The 24,563-nt window shown below is 26.3% G+C and carries 16 protein-coding genes; all 16 read right to left on the bottom strand.

The features are described 5' to 3' along the window. Positions 1–18 precede the first annotated feature (18 nt). A complete protein-coding gene (locus JJC01_08165) occupies positions 19–1,152 on the bottom strand; it encodes a hypothetical protein (protein ID UDN59822.1) in 1,134 nt (377 codons plus the stop codon). Next, positions 1,133–1,750 (bottom strand): hypothetical protein, encoded by a 618-nt coding sequence (locus JJC01_08160; protein UDN59821.1) that lies wholly within the window; start codon positions 1,748–1,750, stop codon positions 1,133–1,135. Before JJC01_08160 ends, JJC01_08165 begins: the two co-directional genes overlap by 20 nt. Positions 1,751–1,896: 146 nt before the next feature. Further along, positions 1,897–2,589 (bottom strand): hypothetical protein, encoded by a 693-nt coding sequence (locus tag JJC01_08155; GenBank protein ID UDN59820.1) that lies wholly within the window; start codon positions 2,587–2,589, stop codon positions 1,897–1,899. Between the two features lie 49 nt (positions 2,590–2,638). Further along, complete coding sequence (locus JJC01_08150) at positions 2,639–4,945, bottom strand: phage tail protein (protein UDN59819.1); 2,307 nt, start codon at positions 4,943–4,945, stop codon at positions 2,639–2,641. Between the two features lie 72 nt (positions 4,946–5,017). After that, the gene (locus JJC01_08145; GenBank protein UDN59818.1) at positions 5,018–5,623 is read right to left on the bottom strand and encodes a hypothetical protein; all 606 of its coding nucleotides are present in this window, start codon (positions 5,621–5,623) and stop codon (positions 5,018–5,020) included. Positions 5,624–5,627: 4 nt separating this feature from the next. Continuing rightward, the gene (locus JJC01_08140) at positions 5,628–7,139 is read right to left on the bottom strand and encodes a hypothetical protein (GenBank protein UDN59817.1); all 1,512 of its coding nucleotides are present in this window, start codon (positions 7,137–7,139) and stop codon (positions 5,628–5,630) included. Between the two features lie 207 nt (positions 7,140–7,346). Beyond that, positions 7,347–8,843 (bottom strand): hypothetical protein, encoded by a 1,497-nt coding sequence (locus tag JJC01_08135; protein UDN59816.1) that lies wholly within the window; start codon positions 8,841–8,843, stop codon positions 7,347–7,349. Then, the gene (locus JJC01_08130) at positions 8,831–10,858 is read right to left on the bottom strand and encodes a discoidin domain-containing protein (GenBank protein UDN59815.1); all 2,028 of its coding nucleotides are present in this window, start codon (positions 10,856–10,858) and stop codon (positions 8,831–8,833) included. Before JJC01_08130 ends, JJC01_08135 begins: the two co-directional genes overlap by 13 nt. 1 nt (position 10,859) lies before the next feature. Further along, entirely contained in the window at positions 10,860–12,692 is a 1,833-nt protein-coding gene (locus JJC01_08125; protein ID UDN59814.1) for a hypothetical protein, read from the bottom strand. 1 nt (position 12,693) lies between these two features. After that, positions 12,694–14,931: a hypothetical protein gene (locus JJC01_08120; GenBank protein UDN59813.1), complete on the bottom strand. Its 2,238-nt coding sequence runs from the start codon at positions 14,929–14,931 to the stop codon at positions 12,694–12,696. Positions 14,932–14,948: 17 nt separating this feature from the next. Next, on the bottom strand, positions 14,949–18,695 hold the full coding sequence (locus tag JJC01_08115; GenBank protein ID UDN59812.1) for a hypothetical protein: 3,747 nt from the start codon (positions 18,693–18,695) through the stop codon (positions 14,949–14,951). 14 nt (positions 18,696–18,709) lie between these two features. Then, positions 18,710–19,231 carry a hypothetical protein gene (locus tag JJC01_08110; GenBank protein UDN59811.1) on the bottom strand — a complete coding sequence of 174 codons (522 nt, stop codon included), beginning with the start codon at positions 19,229–19,231 and terminating at the stop codon, positions 18,710–18,712. Positions 19,232–19,244: 13 nt separating this feature from the next. Then, positions 19,245–20,327, bottom strand: coding sequence for a hypothetical protein (locus JJC01_08105; GenBank protein ID UDN59810.1), 1,083 nt, complete (start codon positions 20,325–20,327; stop codon positions 19,245–19,247). Then, positions 20,317–20,532, bottom strand: coding sequence for a hypothetical protein (locus tag JJC01_08100; protein ID UDN59809.1), 216 nt, complete (start codon positions 20,530–20,532; stop codon positions 20,317–20,319). Before JJC01_08100 ends, JJC01_08105 begins: the two co-directional genes overlap by 11 nt. Before the next feature lie 46 nt (positions 20,533–20,578). Beyond that, a complete protein-coding gene (locus JJC01_08095; GenBank protein ID UDN59808.1) occupies positions 20,579–23,473 on the bottom strand; it encodes a hypothetical protein in 2,895 nt (964 codons plus the stop codon). Continuing rightward, the gene (locus JJC01_08090; GenBank protein UDN59807.1) at positions 23,474–24,532 is read right to left on the bottom strand and encodes a hypothetical protein; all 1,059 of its coding nucleotides are present in this window, start codon (positions 24,530–24,532) and stop codon (positions 23,474–23,476) included. Between the last annotated feature and the right edge of the window lie 31 nt (positions 24,533–24,563).

Raw genomic sequence — 24,563 nt, 5'->3', positions numbered from 1 at the left:
CTCACCTCCAAGTACTATTTAATTATTAGTTTCAATTACATCCTTTGCTATGAATTCGTATATATCGTATATAGGATTTCCTGTTGTATCTATTTCTTGACTTACTGATACAGGTGATACTCCTATTATTTTTCTATATTTTTCTTTTTTATCTCCATATATAAGACTTATCGAAAAATTATTTTTTCTAAGTGTATTTATATTATTAGGATTAAAGAAAGGTTGATAGTCTGAATTTTCTAAGTCATATTTCAGCTTATTTTCTTTGTAATTGTAATCATCTATTAAATTATCTATCAAGTTGTAATCACATTCTAATTCATCATAAACAAAAGAATTTATAGCTTTTAAATTACAATCTGATTTATACTGATTTTCTTCTTGCATATCTTTAATACAGATTTCTTTTTCATTATTCTTCAAAATAATGATGTTATAATTAGAATATAATTTTTTAAATATTAAATTCCAAGTCTTTTTACATAACCTTCCTGTGGGTATAATTCCACTTTCTTTTTGAAAAGCCTTAACCATATCAAATGTACATACACAATAATGACCGTATTTTAATTCACTAAAGCTTAGCTCCTTATACATATATCCCATATACACTAGAGCTGTTTGTACAGAGTGTACTCTAATATCGTATTTACTTCCAAAATCAACATAAAATAGTGACTTATCATAAAGAAATGATACATTATTGTCATCTAAATTACATTTATTTTTATATAAGAAGTTATCATCATATTTACATATATAATTATCATTTAGATTTCTTAAATCATATCCATATATCCAATCTGGTATATATATTTTTTCTTCTTTATTTAAAATAAAGTCATCACAGATACTTATATTTTGTTCTAAACAATTAGATGTATCTGAGAGAGCATTACTAACAGGAACTTTTATATATCCTAATACTATTCTATTTCCTACAGCTATATCATCAAATACCCTAGATGTATATCCATAAATAGGTTTACTTTGCTCTTTGACATAAAATTTTATTGCAGATATCTGTTTATTATGTTTTCCATTTATATAAATTAATACATCAGAACTTCCATAAAACTCTTCTTTATATGTACTATAATCTCTCTTATTTACTTCTTTTTTATTTATAGTATCAAAGTTTAAATTTGTCATATTTAACGCCTTTCAAATTACTTTTTTTAGAATATTCATATCCCTCAATAGTAAAATCATAAGAAAACACTGAATTCGAGAATACATTTGAACTACTTGTATTATTTGATACTGTTTTATCACTTGATAAACTCATAAAATCATTTAAATCTGTTGCTACAAAGTGAATTGTATTTTTTATAAAAATATCATTTATAGAAATAATCTGACTATCATTGATAATATCTATGCCATATATCATCATTTGTGTGACATATTTATATTCATTTAGAGATACTATCATTACATCAAATAGAGGCAATTCGTCTGAACTAATCTTCTTTTTATTGGATAAAGCTGAAATCTTATTTGTCAAATCACTTATTAGATTCTGATTTATTAAAGTAAATTCCATTTTTCCAGAAATCACCTTAGGTCCTCTAGTATATCCAGATACTTTTGTATTTCCTATTGATGTTACTGGCTTTTTATTTCTTTGAATTGAGTATGATATACTTGTTAAACTACCTAAAAGAATGGGCTTAGATTCTGGAAATAAAACAAATGCGAGAGAATCTGTACTTGAAAATGCTTTGTAAAAAGTATTATCTAAATCCATTTTACTTTACCTCTCTTTTGTGATTTATATTTAGAAAAACCACATGTAGCTTTTAAATACATAAAATACACCTGTAAATATTTACTACATGAGGCCTTATAATTTTTTACTTTTATCTATTTACATCTTTTATTTTATGTTTTATTTTAATTTTCTTCTTTTGAATATACACCTTGTATAAGTGGTGATATTTTTCTAGCTCTATAATTTAACTTTTTCTCTAAAACAATTGTATCAATAGAGACCTCACTAGATTCATCTATTATATCAACATCATATATCTTTTGAAATGCACATTGACCTTGCTCATTTCCAAAGGTCATTGTTATATCAAATGGTGGTAAAGAATCTAAATAAATTATTCTATTATCCCTTATTGGGCTAAAGCCATTAGGTATTTCAAAATTTTCGTCACTTACTTTAGGATTACTTTCATTATACTTAGATTTACTATCCATGTTTCTACTTAAATTTATAGCATCTTGTGCTGTTATATTCCACTTCAACATCTCTACTGCATTTATAAAGTTTTCTTCTTCTGTTATAGCTAATTTTCCTGATGTTGTAAATATTGTAGATTCTGATGATTTTAAAACGCTTTTCATAGATTTAATTAGAGAATCTTGGTCAAACATAGCAAATACTAAGGAACCTTTAATCTCTCTTTTACCTCTTGAAAAACTTCTTGCATCTGGGCTTCCTAATGTGTATACTGGTTTTTTTTCACGTTCTATACTCCACGATATTTTTTGTAATTCTCCAATAACTTGATTTGCAAAGCTTACAACCAAATCAGCACCAGAAAATGATGTTAGTGTGTTTATATTCGGACTTGACATAACGATATCTCCTAACTATTAAATATAAACGAATGGTTTTCTTCCGTTTTTATTTTTTTAGACCTACTATAGTAGTTATTTTTCTAAGTTCTTGTGGTGCTACTATACCAACTTCCAACTTAGCTTGTCCTAATATTAAATCTTGTTGTGTTGCTATTAGATTGAAACTATAATCTAATATAACTCCTTGTAATAATAATGCATCTAGTCTTTTTGCAATTGTTGCACTTAGTGCATTTCTCTGTTCTATTGTATTTGCTTCCCCTATAAATGGGTCTGCCACTTCCCTTATATTATCAGTTACTACTCTCATAACTTTTAATGTAGATAATTTTGAATATACACTATCTTTCTTCGCAGATGTTGGAGCATCTACTACAAAAACCTTATTTAAGCAAGTTCTACCCTTTAATTTTTTAGAGTTGAATGAAACCAATTTGTTCCCTGTTATATCATTCAATTGTGCATTTGAAAAAGAATATTTTAGTGATTTCACACCACTTAATATCTTATTTGTTGGAGATGAATGTGGTAAAATACTTGTATTGAACGCAGCATAAAGTACTGCTGGATTTCCTTCTCTAAGCGAACTTACCTTATGTTCCACTATAGGTGTAGGACCTGCAACTACTGATATAAACTTTCCAAGGTCTATAGAGTTTCCCTGACCATCAGTAATTATAGTACCTTTATCATCCTTCATTAAAAATTCATTACTGTATTGTGTTAAATATTTAGAGTGTGATTGGACACCTGATAGAGATGTATCTTTTAATGGATTCATTGCTATTACACCATATGTAGATTTATTTCTATAGGATAACACTGCACAGAATAAAGCAAGTTCATATGCAAAATCTTGATGTCTGTCAAATAGTTTATCATCAGCATAAACACCTAAAGGAACTATCCAATCTACATTATAATTTTCAAGCAATTGATAAGCACCTTGTTTTACTATGTATCCATTTCTATCTCTTTCTCCTGATAATGCCTTAAACATATCTTCTTTATTCATATCTAAACCATTAGAACCGCCTATAAAATATGTAGCTGATTTTATTAAATCTTTTGTAAGTTCTTCTGGTGTATCCGTTTCTGCAAAATATGTTGTCTGTAAATTGTTTATTGCATCTACTAATGCTCCAAAAGTTAAGTAGTCAAGAGTTGATAATATTAAAGGTTCTTCACCAATACTCATTTTAGATTCTGGCTTAATGATTTTTACATATTTTCCTATATAATTGCCAAAAGTGTCTCTCAAATCTTCTACTTTTACTTGACCTAAATTATACATATCTCCAGCAAACTTAGATTTTAATCTTATCTTTCTTTCTATCTTCTCTTTAACTGGCATATAATAACTTACGGATACTACTTGTCCCATTTGAAAACATTCTTTTTTAAGAGTTATAGTTTTTGACTTTTTATCTATTGAAAAAGAATTTGAATCTAATACTTTACTTCCTCCAACATATAATGTAAGTGTTCCATCTACTGGAGTATTACTTAAAAGTAGCTTTTGATTTGATGTGGCAGTCATAAAAATATTTCCATCTACTTGAGTTTCTATTTCTTCTCCTACAACTTCTACCCTATAACTTACAACTACTCTTTCTCCTTCATCTAAAGATGGTATTGTTATGACATTATCATTCATTTCAATATACTCATCTATAGATTTCCCATCATAAGTAACTACTATAGCAGCGCCATTTGGAATATTAGATAAAAAAATCTTTTTATCACGATTCAAAGTTAAATATTCTGGTTTCTGTTCAACCCAATATCTATAATTATAAGCTATTGAAACAGGTACACCTGCATCACAAGCATTTTTTTCTATTGATATGCTTTTAAGAAATTCATTATATACAAATCCAGAGAGTAGTTCTTTTCCTTTTACATAAACTCTAATTGAACTTGCAATAATCCCTTTTCCACTTAGTTTTATATCAGTTTTCTCACATCCTTGAGTAACTGATAAGTCCTCATCTATCTTTTTATTTTTTTCAACAACTTGAGATGGTGCACTTATATTTGACGTTGCGCATGTACCAGAGATTCTCATTACTCTTATATCTTGACATCCAGCATCTCTAGCTTGCTTATATGATTGAACTAATGTTGAACCATTTGGAATTCCATTTAAATTAGTGTCTGAACCAAATAGTAATTCTATAGAAGAATCATCTATCGCTACAGGCTCCATTACTGGGCCATCAACTGCTGTCCCAAGTAACAACATACTATCAGTGTTATATTCATCCAAACCAAATCTAAGTGCAGAACCACCATCTTTAAATTCGACTAACATTCCTGGAAGATTAGGATACATATTTCCTAAGTTTGCCATAAAGGTTTTTCCCCCTTTAAATTTTGTAGATATTATAGACTTTATACCAAGTGGAATTTATACTATTCTTGGCTAAATTCTATCCTTTACAGAAAATTTCATTTCTATATTTTTAAGTTTATTTACATTTAAAGTTTTTACTTTTTCTAATCGTATAAAATATTCAGATGTTTTAACTGAAGTATTTTCATCAAAACTTATGTTATCTTCAGTTGAGATTTCTTTTAAAAAGAAAATATCCCCAAGACCTTTTTTCTTTAGAAATCCTGTGTAAGATGTTATTATGTCCTCAAAAGCTTCCATAAGTCTTCTACATTCTTTTTGTGTTTTAGCTATAAATCTAAATTCTAGTATGCAATCAAAACTTTGTCTATACACTTTAATTACTTTACCTGTTTTTTCTTTATTTTCATCTAATTCATCAATTAGATCAGTCAACATTGGCTTATAACTTTTACCTTTAGATATTTCTCTTAATTTTACACAGTAATTTATTTGTGGCAGTATAATTTTATCTGTCTCATCTTTTTTTATTGTTTCAAAGGAAATTACTCCCCAATTATCTTCTAATTCTGTTTTTAAAATATATTCTAGTATTTCTTCTATCTTTTCAAAGTTATTAATGTATTCTTTAGTTATAAATATATTTTTATTATTTTGAATAGATTCTGTATTCACTTTTTCACCTACCTATACTCAAACCACTATAGGTTTTAACATACTCTAACATATATACTGTCTTTAAACTTAAGTCTAAAAATAATTCTCCTGATTTACGTTTAGATAGTTCATTTATTATATATTCACTTATAAGTTCTCTCTCCCTTAATTCATCTAACAATTGTGTTAAGTTTTCTTTTAAATATCCAGATGATAACAAAGCATCTATATTTTCACCTATATATGAATATAACATCTTTTTTATGTAACACATGGTCAACTGAATCATTCTTACATTACATAAATACTTATATTCTGTATGCTCACTCATTGTAATTCCATTTGATACTACTACCCTTCTATGTAACTGACTAAATCTAAATGATACATATCCAAGTTCATTCATTTTTTCTATTGTTGAAGTATCAAAGGTATTAAATAGTGAAAATGATTCTGGAACTTCCTTATTTGTAGTATTTGCTATAATATCTAAACTTGCTACAAGGGGAGCATATACTATACTTGCATTTACAATGTTAGTACCATATGTGGTATATACATCTCCAGCTACTACACTTACCAATTGTTCATAATTTTTATCAAATTTTGATACTTCATTTACTTTTTTAAAATATTCCAGTATAGCAATATATTTTTTCTCATCTATCCAAATCTCATTAGTTAGATTAAGTCCAATAACACCATGAGTTATGATACCTGTTTTCATTTGAACTTTACAAAAATTAAGCAATTGTTCATAAAAAGTCAAGTATCGTTCTCCATCTTTAATAGTTAAATAGTCTCTTGTTAGGTCATAATATTTATCTATTTTTTCTCTGTCATCTGTAAATGTATCATCATAATATACTCCTAAAGGCATAATAATATCTACATCAAGTCCTTCTAAAATAGTATATGTACTATCTAAATTATTGTACATTATATTTTTGTTGCAATCTAATCCATTATATCCTCCACTAAGTTTATATGTACTTTGATTTACTTCAATTATAGAATCCTTTGTTTCTATATAAGAATCACAATAAATACTACAAATTATCATCCCTTTTAGCTTTTGAGAATCTTTATTTATAGCTTCTGATAAATCATACAAAGTAGGATAATTTTTATATGGATATTTTAATACATAATCCCCTAAATTTTTTGGATAGACTACCCGTAAGTCATCTTGATTTATCATTATTTCAATATCATTATATATTTCATTTGCATACTTTGATTTAATGTGTATACTGTTTTTTATTATTTCTCCATTAGCACATTTTACATCCAGATAAATTTCTGCATGTGCTCCTGTAACTTTACATAGATAAACTTTACAGTCTAATTTGGATTCTTTTATAATTTTATATGCTTCAACTAAAGAACCTTTTTTCCCAAAGTTTGAATTCATGTGAGAAATTGAATTTATTTTTATTGGAGTGTTTACTGGTCCAAATTCTGAAGTTCCCAATAGATAGATATTTTTGCCATAGAATTCTTGTTCATTAAGCAAATTTTTTGATATGTTCATGATTATTTCTTTCCTTCTAATCATCTTTATTTTTTATAATTCTTCAAGATTAATTAAATACACTATATATCTTGACATTATTTAATATACTACCACTTATATTTATTTTGTAGATTTTAATTTATATTTTATTTGCAAATCACGATAATTATTTTTTACTTTAGATTTCCTTTTTTATACTTCATTCGCTTTAGTATTAATTATTTTTTATATAAATGATAATCCATAAGATATTAAATCAGAATTTTTATCTAATAAAAATTTTAATTTCGTATTTTTATTTACACTGACATAATCTTCAAGGTTTGCTTCAATGTAATTATTATTATTTAAGTATAATACAATACAATTATCCTTTATATTAGCGCAGACAATCATTCTATCTTTATTATGTTTGTTTTCAATGATAGTAGAGGTTATTGAATTGTTAAAAATAAGCAGCTTATCTTCGATAGGGAATGTATTTATTTCTATAGATGTTTCAAACTCATTTTCATCGGTTAAAGTAATCTTTAGTACATTTACTTTATTTAATTCAAAATCGTCTTTATTAAATGTATAATCTATATTTAGAGAATTATCTACAACATTTATTAATTCAGTAGAAATAAAAGTTTTGGAATTAGTTGTATTTATTATACTAACACTTACTTTAGGAATTTTTATTGATATATCTAAATTTATATTCGCTATACTAAAACAATTATCAAAATTTCCAAATTGATTTATTTCAAATGATGGAGAAACATATAAATGTTTAATAATCAATACTGGTCTAAACCCAAAAGTTGGACCTTTATTGTTGAAAGTATTGTTTGTTGAATAGTTTGTAAGGCTAGAGTATCCTCTAGTTATTATTTTAGAATTATCAGATGCTGATATAGAACTTGTAATACTACAAATATCCCAATTCCAAATAGTTTTGTCTCCTGGTGTTATTAGTCCATTTAAGTCTGAATTTACAATATACTTATCATATTCAGATAAACCATTATTATTGGAACCTCCAGTTAAGGATTGTATTTTTAAAATATTATGCTCATAAGATTGATTTTCTAGCTCATTACCATATATGAAACCTTTTTGATTTATCTCATCAAATGATAAATCTGGAATAACTTTGTCACAGATTAATATAGACTGTCTATCAGTGTGGCTAACACAAATAAAATTTATATCTTTACCAGTATAAAAGCTTGAAAATCCATCATAGTAACTGTAATTACATGGAATATATTCTCCAACTTCTAACTTATTAATGGTTTTGTTTCGTTCTAAAGCTAAATCAAGAATATATCCATCTGAATTTATATCTATACAGTCAATAGTTGCAAGACCCTCTTTAACTGGAGATATTACAACATCATGTATAGAATCTTCTAAATTACCTACATCAATGGCAAGTATTTGACCATTTGTTTGACCATATGTATTACAAATGTATTCAACTCCATCTATTACTAATTTAGTATTATTTTGAGGTCTATTTGTATTTCTATCTGATATAAGTCTTAACTTATTTCCATAAAATTTAAATTTATAGCTACTATCAATACTTTTAAGCCAAATACTTGACCCTCCATAAAATCCATTGAAATTCTCTTTTCCCCAAAATGTTCCTTTTATTATAGCTTGTATATTTGCTTCATCATATCTTTTCCATCCTGATTCTGGTTGAAGTAATTGTTCCCCTATAACAGCCATTCTGCATCACCACCTATAACTAATATTGGCCTAAATCCTACATTAGAAGCCGTATAGGCATTATTTATTATTCCATACCTTTTAGGACTACTATCATTTACGAATTGATCATTATATCCTCTAACAGCAATTGAGGTTCCATTTGGTCTTGTTCCCCATACATCTACAACTGATAAAATAGCAATGTTATCTGTTAAAGATGCAATATTTTTATAATTCCATATGTTATTGTCACCAGACTCTATTTTTCCATTTAAATTGCTTTTCCATATATATTTATCCCAATCATTATTAGTTGGCCAACCACCTTGATTTTTATTAATTGGACTTGGAGAGGATTTTTTATATTCATACTCTTTAAGCAGCTCTAACTCACCTACAGCTACATAACCTGTTGCTCCACTAAAATTAAATTGATAATATAAATATTCTACCTGAGAATTAAAATAATGGTAAGATACAGCTCTAGCATTTTGAGGAAAGCTTGATGACTCATATATTTTTTCAAACTTTTCGTTATCATTACTACCATACACGATACATAAATTAGGAGCTTGAGGGAATGAATCACTATTTCTATTAGTGAACATAAATCCATTTGAAATTATTTTTTCTTTTTTTGAAAATATTTTTATATATGAATTTGCTTCATTAGGACTATGCCAACAATCATTAGAGTCAATGTTTGTTTTATTAAATGCTTTATATGTAAGAAGTGCGTCACTAAGAGACCCACTTGCATAAAGTATATATTCATCAGTCTCATTTGCATTTAAAGCTTTTTTAGGAAAAGATACTGTTATATCATTATTGTAAGACACTCCTCCATCTGGTAAACACATAGAGAATTTTTTATAAAAAAAATCTAAACATTTTATAGCTACACATCCAGAGTTAGAATTTGAATTTGTTATTTTTATTCTATAATGATTATAAAAAATTTCATTTTTAAAGATATAATTTTTTATTTGATCATGTTTTGGAGCAGGATTTTCTTTGACTGTCTGTAAAATTATCCATGTCAATTCATCATTACTAGCCTCTATCGTCCATTCTGTTGCTGACTGTGGAAACTGTTCGTTATTTCCAAAGTGAAACTTATATGAGTTTATTCTTTGAGGTTTTCTTTTGAAACTAACTTGTAATATATGTGGATAGTTATATAATTCGCTGTGCCATCCTATTTTGTTACCAAATGCATTGTAAGCATGCCTATTTTCATATACACTACTTGCTTTTAAAATATATTCATCTGTTTCATCACTTTCACAAATATTTAGAGGAAACACTTTTTCTCTATAAAAGATATCTAAATTACCATTAATCTCATTCCAAGATATATTATTTTGTATATTTCTATCTGCTATTAATTTATTATCATCTACTTTAACAAAAAAGAATTTTCCATCTGGAGTTGAGCTTGATACATCCCTTGGAATTTCCTCACAGTTGCACTTTCCTAGTTCTGAAAAATCTCCTATTTTTCCAGCAGTAGAAGCAGTATATCTACAAGATATTATATCTCCTATCTCCATATCTTCTATTGATGTTCGTTGTGTCAATTTAGATTCTATTGGTGACAATATATGTCCACTTTCATCTATATCTATACAGTCAAAGAATAAATAAACAACAACACTATTTTTATTTATTGATATTTTAATATTATGTAGTTTATTATCTAGGTCTAATTTTTCATATACTATTTTAGAAAAATTCATAGCGTTACCAGTTCTTGTGCTAAATTGTTCAACTTTACCATCAAGATTAATATCAATTAAATCAGACCTATCGCTACATACGTCACACATTATTCTTACTTTTGAACCAATAAAACTAAAATTAATATCTGTTTCGTCATAAGGAACATTTCTAACATATGTACCTGTTCCACCATAACATGAACTCATAGGAACTCTTTTATACAATTCAGAATAGAATATATTTATACAATCATCATTATACCTTTTCCAACCTTCCTCTGGTTGAGGAAGGGCGTCTCCAACACTAGCCATACTATTCACCTTCTTTTTCTACTGTATCAAGCTTAGTATCTATATAATAGTTAGATGTATAATTAGCAGAAAGATTTAATTCTTTATCATATTTTAGTTGAATTTTTAAATCAGATAAGCTTAGATTTTTATTTATTAAATCTAGTTTGGGATTAACAGTTTCATTTATTATTTTTATCACTTCTTCTTTATTTATTGAATTTGTATCTTCATCAGTACCTTGTGATGGCAAAGGTATTAACTCAGCATTATCAAAAGAAAGATTTTTCTCATCTTCACAAATTATCTTATACGCATTTATAATAGTATCTTTGTCCATTAGTAAAAATAAATTAATATTATTAGAATTTATATCAAAAATAGAATTTATATTAAAAATACTATAATTGGTATTATCTATAGTATATATACCAATAATTGAGCCATCAGATTTTAATTTGACTTTCACACTTTTATATTCTTTATCAAAGGGTATATTATTAGTTACAACCACTTTAGCATATTGAATAATTCCTTCATAATGTTTAAACACATTTAGAGTTTTTGGTTCTGAAGTATAATTATTTTCATCTTCTATGATAATTTCTAAGATATTTAATCCATCTAATAAATTAGTATTAATTACATCTATATCCAAACTCCCTTCATTTACATCAAGTAAATTTGTATATAATATTTCTATATCTTTACTTTTATTAATTATTTTTACTTTTATTTTTGGTATATCTATTATTTTATCTAATGATATATTTTCTATATTTATAATGCCATTACATTCTCCAAAAATATAATTAATATCAAACTCTGGATAAAAGTATAATTTCTTAATAATTAGAACTGGTCTAAAGCCACTTGCATCATTCTTAGCAGACGTATTAACTATATTATATGAGTCTGAATTTGTACCACCTCTAATTGTTACCTTAGTATTATCTGAATCAGAAAAAGTATCCGTTATAGATGCTAAATTGTGATGCCATATATCTTTATCTCCAGCAGTAATTAAGTTATTTAAACTACTATTTAAAACGTATTTATCATATTCTGAATAGAAATAGTTATCATTAAATGGACTATCTGTAATTGACTTTATAGTACATAAATAATTTCCATAAGGTTGGCTTTCTAGTAAATTACCATAAATAAATCCTTTATTATTTATTTCATCAAAGCTTAAATTTGGAATTACTGTATCTGATATTAATATACTTTGGTTTAAATTATGTTCAACACAAATAAAATTTATTGATTTTCCTGTCCCAAAGTTTGAAAAACCATCTTCATAAGTGTAATCACAAGGTATATATTCTCCAATTTGAATATTTTGTATTAAGTTATTTTCTTCTAGTGTATGATGCAATAGAGATTCGCTTACATCTACATCAATTGCATCTAAAGCTAAATAATTATCTCCATAAGGAGCACTTGAAGGTGGCGGTGTTCCAAGTTCTATATATAGCTTAACAGTATGAACACTATCTGTTAAATCAAGCTTTTCAAAAAATAACATTTGATAAATATAATTAGGATGTATAAGATTTGATGTACATTGGCTAGCTATAAATTTTTCACCATCTATCTCTACTGTACACTTATCTGTATGAGAACCATCAGAACCAGGAACTATTAATCTTATTTTAGTACCAGTAAATCTAAATTCTAATATCCCATTTTCACCATGTCTATAATTTGTAATACATCCTGTATTGTTATAAGCAGTTGGAGCATTATTATTTATAGTCCACTTATTGACATATTTTATTCTACTGTCTGTGTTGTCATATCTTTTCCAACCTTGTTCTGGCTCTGGTAAAGTACTACCTACACTAGCCATACTATATCCCTCCCTCTGCAATTAACATAGGTCTGAAACCTGTATTTTTAGCAACAGATGAAGATAAACATATATTAAATCTTTTTGCTGACAAATCGTCAATATCTTCAATTTTGCCACGAACTGGTATTAATATATTCCCATTTGTAGGCTCTATATTTTCATTGTTAATATCTTTTAATCCTGTAATAACCTTCTCTTTACATAAAGAAATCATATTGCGATAGTTCCATATATCATTGTCTCCTGCTATTATCTTTCCTTTTAAATCACTATTTCTTATATATGTATCCCAATCATTTTCTATTGGCCATCCACCTTTATTTTTATTAATTAAGCTTGAAGATGAATCTTTGCACTCATATTCTTTAAACATTTCTAATTCACCTACAGCTATATATAAATCTGCGTGCTGAAAATTGAATTTATAATGTAAATATTCTACTTGTGAATTAAAATAATGATAAGAAGTAGCTTTATTTCCTGAAGGTAAATTTGATGTTTCATATATCTTTTCGAAAACTGTATTATCATTGCTTCCATATACAGTACAAGATGATGGAGGTTGGATAGAACCAGGACAATTTCTGTTAGTTAACCTAAATCCAGAAACTGGTATTTTATCTTTTTTTGATGACACTTTAATATATGGGTTAGGTTCAGAATTACTATGCCAACAGTCATCAGAATCTATGTTTGTTTTATTGAAAGCTAAATACGCAAGAAATCCTGTACTGTATGTTGAACTTTGTTCTAAAATATAGTCATCATTTTCGTTTGATTTTAAAGCTTTCTTTGGAAAGGATATTGTTATATCATCATTATACGCTATACCCCCACTTGGAATAGTGTAATGATATTTATTACTATTGTCATATTCTTTTATACAATTAAAAATAGTTGCATTATTTTTAGTTGGTGATAAATCATAAAGTGTATCCCCAATTGCATTAGTAGATTTAAATAGACAAATTAGATTTTCTTCATTCCCTGTTAGATTATTTTCTATAGTTGCTGGTTCTATTGCTTTATCCCATATTACAAACTCTGATATTTTTCCAGTTAAACGAGTACCTGACTCTACAGAAAAACCTCCTCCTGCTTCTCCACCTAATACCAAATGATTTGTACTTCCATATATGATAGTACCATTTCGTTTTTCATTCAATTTTAAAGTTATTTCATCATATATTTTAACTGATTCTCCATTATATAGTATGTAAAAAGTCTTCCATCCATTGTTAGATGAATCAATATTAAATCCAGAAATAAAATATAAAGTTGGAGAATTAGGATGATTTGTAGCAATCTCTATTCTAAAATATCTATCTTTTGGAACATAACAACATGCATAACCTCCAAGTTGTGTACAACTAAAAAACCTATGTTCTGCTCCAACTGTCCAGTCTTCTAAATATACTCTTATTTTTATTGTTATCTCTTTAGTAGTCCTAATTTTTTCTATAGGTATACTTACATATGATGACTTACCATTAAATACTAAAGAAGTTGGAGAAAGCATTTTACAAGTTAATTTATTTTTGTTTAATTCATTCCATGAAATAGATGCTTGAACATTTCTATCAGATATAAATTTATTATCATTAACTTTTATAAAATAAAATTTTCCATCTGGTGTATCTGATGAAGTATCTACATCTATTCCTTCACAATTACAGTTTCCAAGTTCTGAAAAATATCCTACTTTTCCAGAAATAGGCGCTGTATATCTGCAAGGAATTATATCTCCTATTTCCATAGATTCTAATGTAGATTTTTTCGTTAGTTTGGTTTCAATTAAATCTATCATATATCCATCTTCATCTATATCTATACAATCAAAATCAAATCTGACACCATCATCACTTTTAATTTTTACCAAATGAATCTTCTTTTCTAAATTTATTTTATCAAAGGCAAGATATTGTCTTATAGTTTCTCCATGAATATTATAATTTTCATACTCAATATCGTCTATAATACATTTCATATTAGAAGAATGACTAGCATATCTAGTATGGAATATCCTTATTTTTGAACCATAAAAAGCAAATGTAATATAACTAGAATTTACTTCTTCTATTGTTGCATTTTCTTGTATAAACATACCTGTGTTATTATAAAGCCCTGAACTTGTATCTTTTTTCCATAATCCTATATATTTAAAATTATTATCAATGTTATCAATTCTTTGCCATCCAGCTTCTGGCTGTAACAACTGTTCACCAACTATAGCCATTTATTCACCTTCTTTTTTTACTTGACATTATCATTATTAATATCTAACTCACAATCTATTAACTGTTTTATATACTTATCATTAATAAGAGTATCAGTTAATTGATTATGTTTTAAGTTAGTATTTTTATGATATTCATCAACATCAAATTCAATATCATACACTTTATCTTCTACTGAGATAATTCTATCATTTATATATTTTATATATTTTTGTTCTTCTAGTATTTTATTGTTTAAAATATCAAAATTACTTTTTATAACATCAAATAATTCTTTACTAAGTCCCTCACCACCAGTTACTGGAAATTTATCTATGTTATTTGGTGGAGGTAAAACTTCATTAAAGTTAATGTTAGTTGTATCAGTGCAATCCTTTAGATAAATTTTATAAGCTTCAATTACAGCATCTGAATCCATTAAAAACATTAATCTTATGTTATTTGAATTTATTTGTGTGAAACTATTAATATCGCAATATGTAAATTCATTATCATTCGTTGAATATAAAACATTAACACTACCATGACCTAAAAAGAAAGGCTTAAAATGAGTATATTTTTTATCAAACAAAACATTTTTTATTTCAAAATATTTACTTGCAAGTATTAACTTTTCTTTATTTTTATAAATTTTAAATCTTTTTATAATGCGCTTAATATTGTTGAATGTCATTAGCAATTCAAATTCATTAAAGTCATCACTATAATCATCTAATAATAAATTAAAAGAGATATTATCGAAGTTATCTACTATAGTTTTTTTTAATGTTCCATTTATAAAAATTTCAAGCTTATTCATTACATTCGATTTATCATTTATTGATAATATTAATTGATTTTCAGATACTTGGTTTGCCTTCAATATAGGTTCGTAACAATATAGAATATTTGTTGGTGTAAAATTTTCATTGTATATATTCATATTAGAGATTCTAAACATACTTAATTCATTGGTAAAACGATAATTACCTCCATCACATCTTTTTGACATATATATGTTGTTACTTGCATGTTCTTGTGGTATTTCAGACAAAGTATCTGTTTTTTTAAGTATACCATTATGGTATATCTTTATATATTTATAGTCTTTAATTTCAAAAGCGAAGTGATGGTAAACATTTTTATCGAAGTTTGAATAATCTATAGAAGAATATGAATATTCACTAAGATAGAATCTTAATTTTTTAGATTCTGTATAAATTAAATATCCTTTGTTATAAGAAGAAACTCTAGTATCAAATAATATATCTTGTGTACTATTATCATTAAATTTCAAATAAAACTCTATTGAAAAGTTTCTAAAATGAGGATTAAAATTTTGTATTTGCAAATATCCAGTTTTCATATTATAAAACTTACCAAATTTACCACCATCAGACATTGTTACTCCATTGTTATTTATAACCTTTGGATTATAGCTACTATCAACAATGTCTGTTCCGTTTAGAAAGAACATTGTATTTTCATCAATTCTTTGCCTATAATGATATACTTTTTCTTCTATATTTTTATTTTCATTGTAATCTATAACAAATTTTATTTCATTTTCTCCAATTATATATTTTTCATCATATATAATATCAAATATTAGATTTTCAAAAGTATCAATATACTCTTTTTCTATTTTATTGTTTATATATACTTTAACCTTATTTATAGTAGTTGTATTTGCTAAGACATTAAAGATTATATGATGTTCTGTTTGTTCTATTATCTCAATGTTAGGTGAGTAATCATACGGCTCTAAGGGCAATTCAAAATCATCTATCCACCTTGTCACATCAGAAATTCTAATATTAGATATATTTGCATTAATTTTATTTGTCCAAACGTCGAAAAATAAAAATCTATTACCACAGTAAATAGATAATTCTTGTTGTAATTTCTTTTCATATGTTTTTATGCCATTTTCAAAACAGTATAAAGTAAGATTTTCTTTTGAATAACAAAAAGCTTTATGTATCCATTTATTAAAAGTTTTTCCTCCACAAGTTCCTTGACGAATTATATCCCAAGAACTTCCATTGCTACTACAATAAAGATTTGAAACATCTCCTTCATAATATCCTAAAAGTAGTCCATGTTTTAGTCTTTCATTAGTACTAAATATAGCTGCGTCATAAACTGATATTAAATTCTCAAACCATTCTATTGTAAAACTTGTACTTCCATTCAAAGTTATTTCTTCAGATGGAATTTGAATTAATCCAGTATTGGATTTAAACGATTTTCCAAATAAATCATCTTCAACAATCGATACATCTATAGCAGTTACTGTTTTGGGATTTAGACTTAAATCATTAAAAGAATCACCTTTTAAATATAACAAAGTATGTTCATCTATTCCTTGTATATTATATACTTCATGCATATCATTTATTATACAAGTATCAGAATCTAAATTTTCAGTATATCCACTTAAAAGGACTTCAAATGCATTAATCCAACTACTAGTACTACTACACTCTATACTTATATTATTATAATTAGCAGTTGTGACATCAATATCGACAGTAGTTATACTATTTGGTACTACTAACGTTTTTTGACCTATTATTGTTGTTCCAGATTTAATTACATAATTATTTTGTGATGCTGGAGATGCACTTACTTTCATTTGTACTTTATTTATATTTGTAGCTTCTTTGAATTCTAGTCTGAAAATTGCTTCATAAGTTGAAGACATCCATCTTGTATTTATATTTCCATCTATTGCTTTATCTGGAGTATTATCACTATAAACACTATTGGCTGTAGCCACAATTCCAAAAGGTATATAACCATCATTATTCTTAATTAGTGTTATCTTTACATTAAATTTTTTATATCCTTTTATTTTTATAGTTTTTAGTATTTCATTTATTTCATTTTCATTATGTTCTTCTATATAAACTACCTTATCTTTGCTATTTACTTTGTTATTGCTTGTTTCATATTCTGTCGTTACATCATAATTTACACCTAAATATTCTATTTTTAATCCACATTTACCATTGAATTTTGCACATGCATTCGGAAATATAATCTTATCTCCCTCTGCCTTTTTATCACCTAAACTAATTTCTTCTTTTTTATATTTGAAACTAAAATCTACTCTTGCTTCATTTATATATACATCTCTAATATCAGACCATCCTTCAGTAAATGTAACTGTTTTAAAAAATAAATGTTTATATTCATTTTTAGGTATATCTACAACAATATTTTTAATTATGCTACTATCGCTACCATTTTTTGTAGCTAATTTTACAAATGTACCATTCTCATTTTCTCCCCAGATTTCTAAAAGTTCATCTTGTAGACATACTGTAACAGACTCTATAAATTTCTTTTCTCTAAAAATCACATCAACACCCTGATTGTTAGATGTAGCTTGCCAATAAGTATCTTCATTACTATCTAAAACATTACTTGCAACGTTTTTGCCATAACTTTCCTGATCAGCTTTAGCAGTTGTTCCCTCTGGTACAAATGACAAGTAAATAGAAGCGTTGAAATCATCAGTTGATTTTATTTTTAAAGTTCTTAAAACCTCCTGAAGCTTAGTCACTTCTTCTTCTGTTATTATATAAATATTATTTGTAAGTTTTTTATTTATCTTTTTACCATTTAAAATATATTCCAGTTCAAAACCATCTTTAAAGCCATCTTTTATTTCTATAACAGAACTTACTTTGCCAGTTATATTAGCATTTATAGTTACATTTGGAAAAGATATTTCATCTCCTTCTACATTCTTATATCCTAAATCTACTCCTTGCATATCATCACCTCACTTTATGTAACATTATCATTATTTATATCAATCTTACAATCAATTAGATTTTGTATGTAATCGTCATTTATCAAAGTATCAGTGAAACTATTTTTACTTAAATTAGTATTTTTATGATATTCGTCTACAATAAGCTTTGTTTTCACAAGTTCATCTTCTAAACGATTTACTTCATTCAATACACTAATCACAAATTCTTTTAGTTCTAAATTATTGTTATTTAGTATAACTACATTTTGCTCTAATACTTTTACTCTTTCAACTAATGGAGTTATATCAGATACACCACTAGAACTCCCACCAATCTCACCATTTTCTATCATCTTATTAATAATATCTATATCATTTCTGTTATTTCTTATATCATCTATATTAATACTTATATTGTTATCTATATCATCTAGTTTTTCATTCAATCCAGTAATAGCTTTTATTGGATGTTGGTCCTCTATATCAGTATTCTTTAATTGGTTATGGTCATTTAAATATTCTGTTTTTCCATATCTTTTTATTCTTACACCCATCTACCATACCACCTTACATAAATATAATATTAAAACTATATTTATCATCAATTGTTATACAACTAGAGTCCTTTATTATCTTAATCAAAAATTTACTTGTAGTTCCAGGCAATAAAGTAATGTCCAACTCTTTAAATAATTCAGAACTTCCACTTGAATCCCCATATGGCATCAAGTAAGCCATACTATCTCCCCTATCATAACTAGAAACTCCAACTATTTTTAAGGTTCCAGTTTTAGTAAAATCACCTGCATTTACTACTTGTAACTCATAAACTCTATCTTTACCTTGTACTAGTCCTAAATCAAAGTCACCATTATCCATATTAGCTTCATTGACAATAAATCTAATTTCTGGTTCAAATGAATATACATCTCCACCATACAACTTGTCTATAGTTATAGTATCAGATAATCTTCCTCCACTTTCAACTTCTACCTTTACATGATTTATTGGAAAAAGTTTTGATGATAAATCAACAATAACTGAATCTTCAGTATATTTCATATCTACATCTGTCACTATTTCTTTATTATTTTCGTCATATATTTTGATATTTTGTGTTTTATCAATTCCTATAAATGTTATAAAGTTATTCTTATACATTTCACAATTAAATATTTCTAATGTATCTTTACTGTCATTTAGATAATATCCTATTGAGTTAGAATCTAACAATTTTGTACTTCCAAAATCTTCCCAATTTAATCCATCTTTTGATGCTCTAAGGTTTAATACAAAATTATCAGAATATATTACTTTTAAATATGAATAATATATTGATTCGATTTCTGATGATAATTCACATTCTACATAATTTTCAGTAATAGACTTTATTATACAACCACCATTACCATTAGATTCTTTTGGTTCATACCTTATATATGTTTGAAATACATATCCAGATTCTTTGGGACATGGTATCAATAATTCTGTTTTATCATCATTTTCAAGTATTTTAATAGAATCACCTGTAAAGGTGATTCTATTGTTATCACTTGGAAATACATCCCACAGAGGATTCATGGTACCATTAAATTCCTCACTAAATATATATCCTGTAGATATTTTATTTAATTTTTTTTTACTCTGCATGAACTTCAACCCTTATACTAGTCACTTTACATATCTGAAAATTTTCATACCCATATTTTTTCACTAGTGATTTGGTAGTTGATATTGCTGATTGTAAAGTTGGCATGTCACATACAACTCTCCAAAATTCATTTGCTTCATTTGGTGGTCCAGATAGTTCATTTTGATTTACTTTTTCTTTATATTGAATTTGATAATTTACCATAACATTTCTTCCCTTCGATTATCTTTGATAGTATTTTAAATAATTTTTATTTTTTAATTACTCTTCGCTTACCTTTTTCTTTATTATTATGATGTTTAAACATATAATCTTTAAATGTATCAAGTGCATATGCAACTTGTACTGAATTTTGAATTCCTAACTTAACTTGTGTATCTTCTATAGACTCACCTGCAATATTTAACATATTTATCAAATATTCTACAGTTTTATTTGTTTTTCCAAGTTTTCCAATATATTTTATCTTAACTGATTTATTGAACATATCTTTTATTCTAAAAGCAGCTATATCTATAAAAGATTCCTCATTATCATAAAAAAATAAAATCTCTACGTCTTTAACTTCTTTTGGAATTTTTAAATCTATATTATAAGAAGGTTTTTCATCCCCTAAGAACGTATAAATTTCTTCTCCTATATGTATTTCTAAAACACCACGGTTTTCCATATATGCTTTAAATTTTAGTTGTAAATCAAATTCTTGATTGACTTTAAATTTTAACTTGGAACTTACACCCTTTTTCTTACTTGATAGAACAAAATCATCTGTCAATTCTAAATTGTCAATATGTAATATATTTTTTTCTAAATTTCCTAATGTTTTATTAGAATAATCAATCTTACAATCTTCTCTTATATATACAACTTCATACTCTGAATTACACAATATACTCATTTCTGCATACCATAAAAAAAGTTTTAAGGTTCTCTCAAGATGTGGTATTTTGCATCTATCCCAATAATATTTTCCACCTATATACTTCATTGTTGAGTCTATCAAATCTTTTATAGCTTTTTCAGGCTCTATACCAGCATATCTATAAATATTATGTCTCCATTGATTGTATAGTGTATCAAGAACATACTTCATAACAGAAACATCAATATTTATAACATCTATTGCTATATTTGCAAAATAATCAACTGGATTTTCTATAGGTAATTCAATTATTTGATTTCCAGCTTGTGTGTATTTTTTTACATACTTATCCTTATCTGTTATTATAAGATTGTCACCAAATATCTTATCTTTATATATATTATAATCAAAACCACTTTTGGGAAGAATCAATTCATCTTTACTTCCATCAATCACCACAAAGTCAGGAAAATATTCTGTCGCAACTCCAAAGTAACCATCATCATTTTTATATGTAGGTAATTTTGAAAACTTTAATTTAGTTGGTGATTCATCAGATGATGTATCCTTGATTTTTTTCATGATTCCAAATTGAATTTGATACATATTATAAAGATTATTACTGTACTTATATAACTCATCCATATGTTCTGAAATATTTAATAAACTACCTTCTTTATAAAAATTTATCAGACTGTAACCATAAGATGTTTTAAAGTCATTTTTTTGTATTGTCCCTTTTTCAAGTTCTTTATTTATTAGAAGTCTGTATTTGCTATTTTCTAGTCGTTTATATATATAGCATTCAAAGGTATATAATGAAGGTTTTGAAAGATAATCAGGATATATAATTGAGTCAATAAGAGATAGATTCCCTTTATAATATTCTCCAAATAACTTATGCTCAATTATAGATGTTTCCTTATTATTAGACTTTGATATTAATAAGTTATATTCATCATTTTTAAAATCAAACTTTGGATTATAGTATTTTGAGAATAAATCTATACTAGAAATATAAATTTTTTGATTGTCAGCCTTTCCTACATCTATATTTAGATTATATAAATTAAATGTGGGTTTCCCTTTTGAAAAATCATATCCAGCGAGGATATCATTCATTTGAATATTTGAACCTTCATGTGTAAAATCTTTAATATCATCTACAATATGAAGACTACTATCTATGTTTTTTTCAATATTATCTAGTGAATGGTATAACTCAATATAATTTTTAGCTTTATATAGTTTATATTTAGATTCTAAAAATGTTTGTATTTTATCTGAGTATCCCTTTGCTAAACGTTTTTTATCTTCTATAAGTATTTGTTTATTAAAACCGTTTCTTAAGTTTATATTATTATTGATTAAAACCTCTGGTATATTTGGTATATCAATCAAATAAGGTAAATTAATATCTACATTAACTGATGAATCTGATGTAGACATTTTATTTTCTTCTACAAAAACTTTTCTTAAATCTCCATTCTTTATAATTTTTTGTAAATTTATAGATAAGTTTTTAATATGATTTTCAGCAAATTTTGGTTTTTCTATAGATATTTTATTGTTTATAGAGTTTTTGACACCTATAGAATCATTTTCATTTATTTTTTTATCTAAGTCTTTAATATTTTTTTCAAAATCAAATATATATGTATCATTTTCTGTCTCACTTATATTTGTACTTTTACAGTCTACAAAAATTTGTTTACTTGGAAGACCTATCATATCCTCATAGTCATAAATTTTTATATATTTATCAATATTACTTACTTCTATTGTATTATCTTGAAAGAACAAAGTATTTTGATTGGTCTTAAAAGTATTGTAGTTATCATTTATTTGTATTTTGTCTCTAGTATTTCTATATTCTACGAACAGCATATGTTCTATAATTGATTTATCTAAATATTGTTCCTCTCTACTTAGATAGTTTAATATATTATTAAAATTTCTAAATTTCTTAAAATCTTTATAGCTACTTATATATTCACTAATGTTTTTATCATATAATTTTTTATATACTTTATTTATATAGATATTACTTATGGATATTGGTTGCAAAGATTTCTTACTTTTTATAAAAAATACCTGTTTTTCTCTAATATACATTGACTTTTTGTCATTTTTTAACATCAACAAAGTATTGTCTATATTACTTTCTGTGTGTTCACATTCTATCTTATAAAATAAAGCTATAGAGTTTTCATCCCCAGAAAGATTATATTTAAAATTAGCACTGACGAAAACGCCAGTGCTAAACTTAAAAGTTGCAATCATCTATTCTTCAATCATAGCTAATATTTTAGCTGGATATATCTTAGAAGCCTTAATTTCTTCTGATGTTTCTCCTTCTGACAAGACAGTAATTTTAGCTTCAATTTTTAAATTAAAACTAAAATCACCAATGCTAGAACTAGGTCTCACTATTGTGGCTTTATAAGAAAGAGCCTGATTATCAAGTTCTAATTTTATATTTGTTGATGTTAAGTCTTCACCTTCATTATCAAGTGCCGAGAAAGTCAATGACATATTTTCAACTTTAGCAGGCAATGTAAAGTTATCACTAAGTTCTGTTAATGATTTATTTGGTGCAATATATGAAACAAAGTCAAAAGTTTTTACAAAATCATCAACCTTCTCTTGATTAGTAGGCTCTTGCTTAAGTATTCTAATATTAGTTATAGTTTTTGTAGATATAAGTTCACCTTTAGTAAGTGTTGCTGTAACAGATACGATACTATCACCATCTTTATATGCTGGTCTAGTAACTACCCCTTTATCACTCAAGCATGTAGAATTACTTGTAGTCCATGTTATTGATATTTCATTTCCTATAGTTGTTGGAAGTACTAAATCACTTGTAACCTTATTTATATCAGTATTTTTATTTCTAATAAGTTCCCAAGTTATTGCATTAGCAGCAGATTCAACTTCACCTTCTTGAGTCCATGCTGGTACTGTAACTTTAAATTCTTTACTTCTACTTACACTTCCCTTTGACACAATAACGTTTATAGTAACTTTTGCATCTTGTTCACCAAATACAGGTCTTGTTACTTTTCCTAATTGACCTATTATATTTGGACTAGAAGATGACCATACTATAGTTGAACCACAACTACCTTTTTGTATAAAAGTCAGATTTTCTGTGACTATATTTGGTATAGATATGTTTCCTATATCCTCTAGTACACTTTGTAAATCAGTTCGCTTCGATGCTTTTACAAGTACCTTAAATTTTTTAGTTTTAGAGACTTCTCCAGACTTTACAGTAGCAGATAAGTATACTTCTTTATCTCCTTCATAGAAATCTGGTCTATTAATTATACCTAACATTAATATTCATCCTTTCTATTTCTCATTATAT

Source organism: Clostridioides sp. ES-S-0010-02 (genome assembly GCA_020641055.1).
GTDB lineage: Bacteria > Bacillota > Clostridia > Peptostreptococcales > Peptostreptococcaceae > Clostridioides.
Note: the sequence above shows the minus strand (reverse complement) of the source record. Positions and strands in the feature narration are given on the sequence as shown.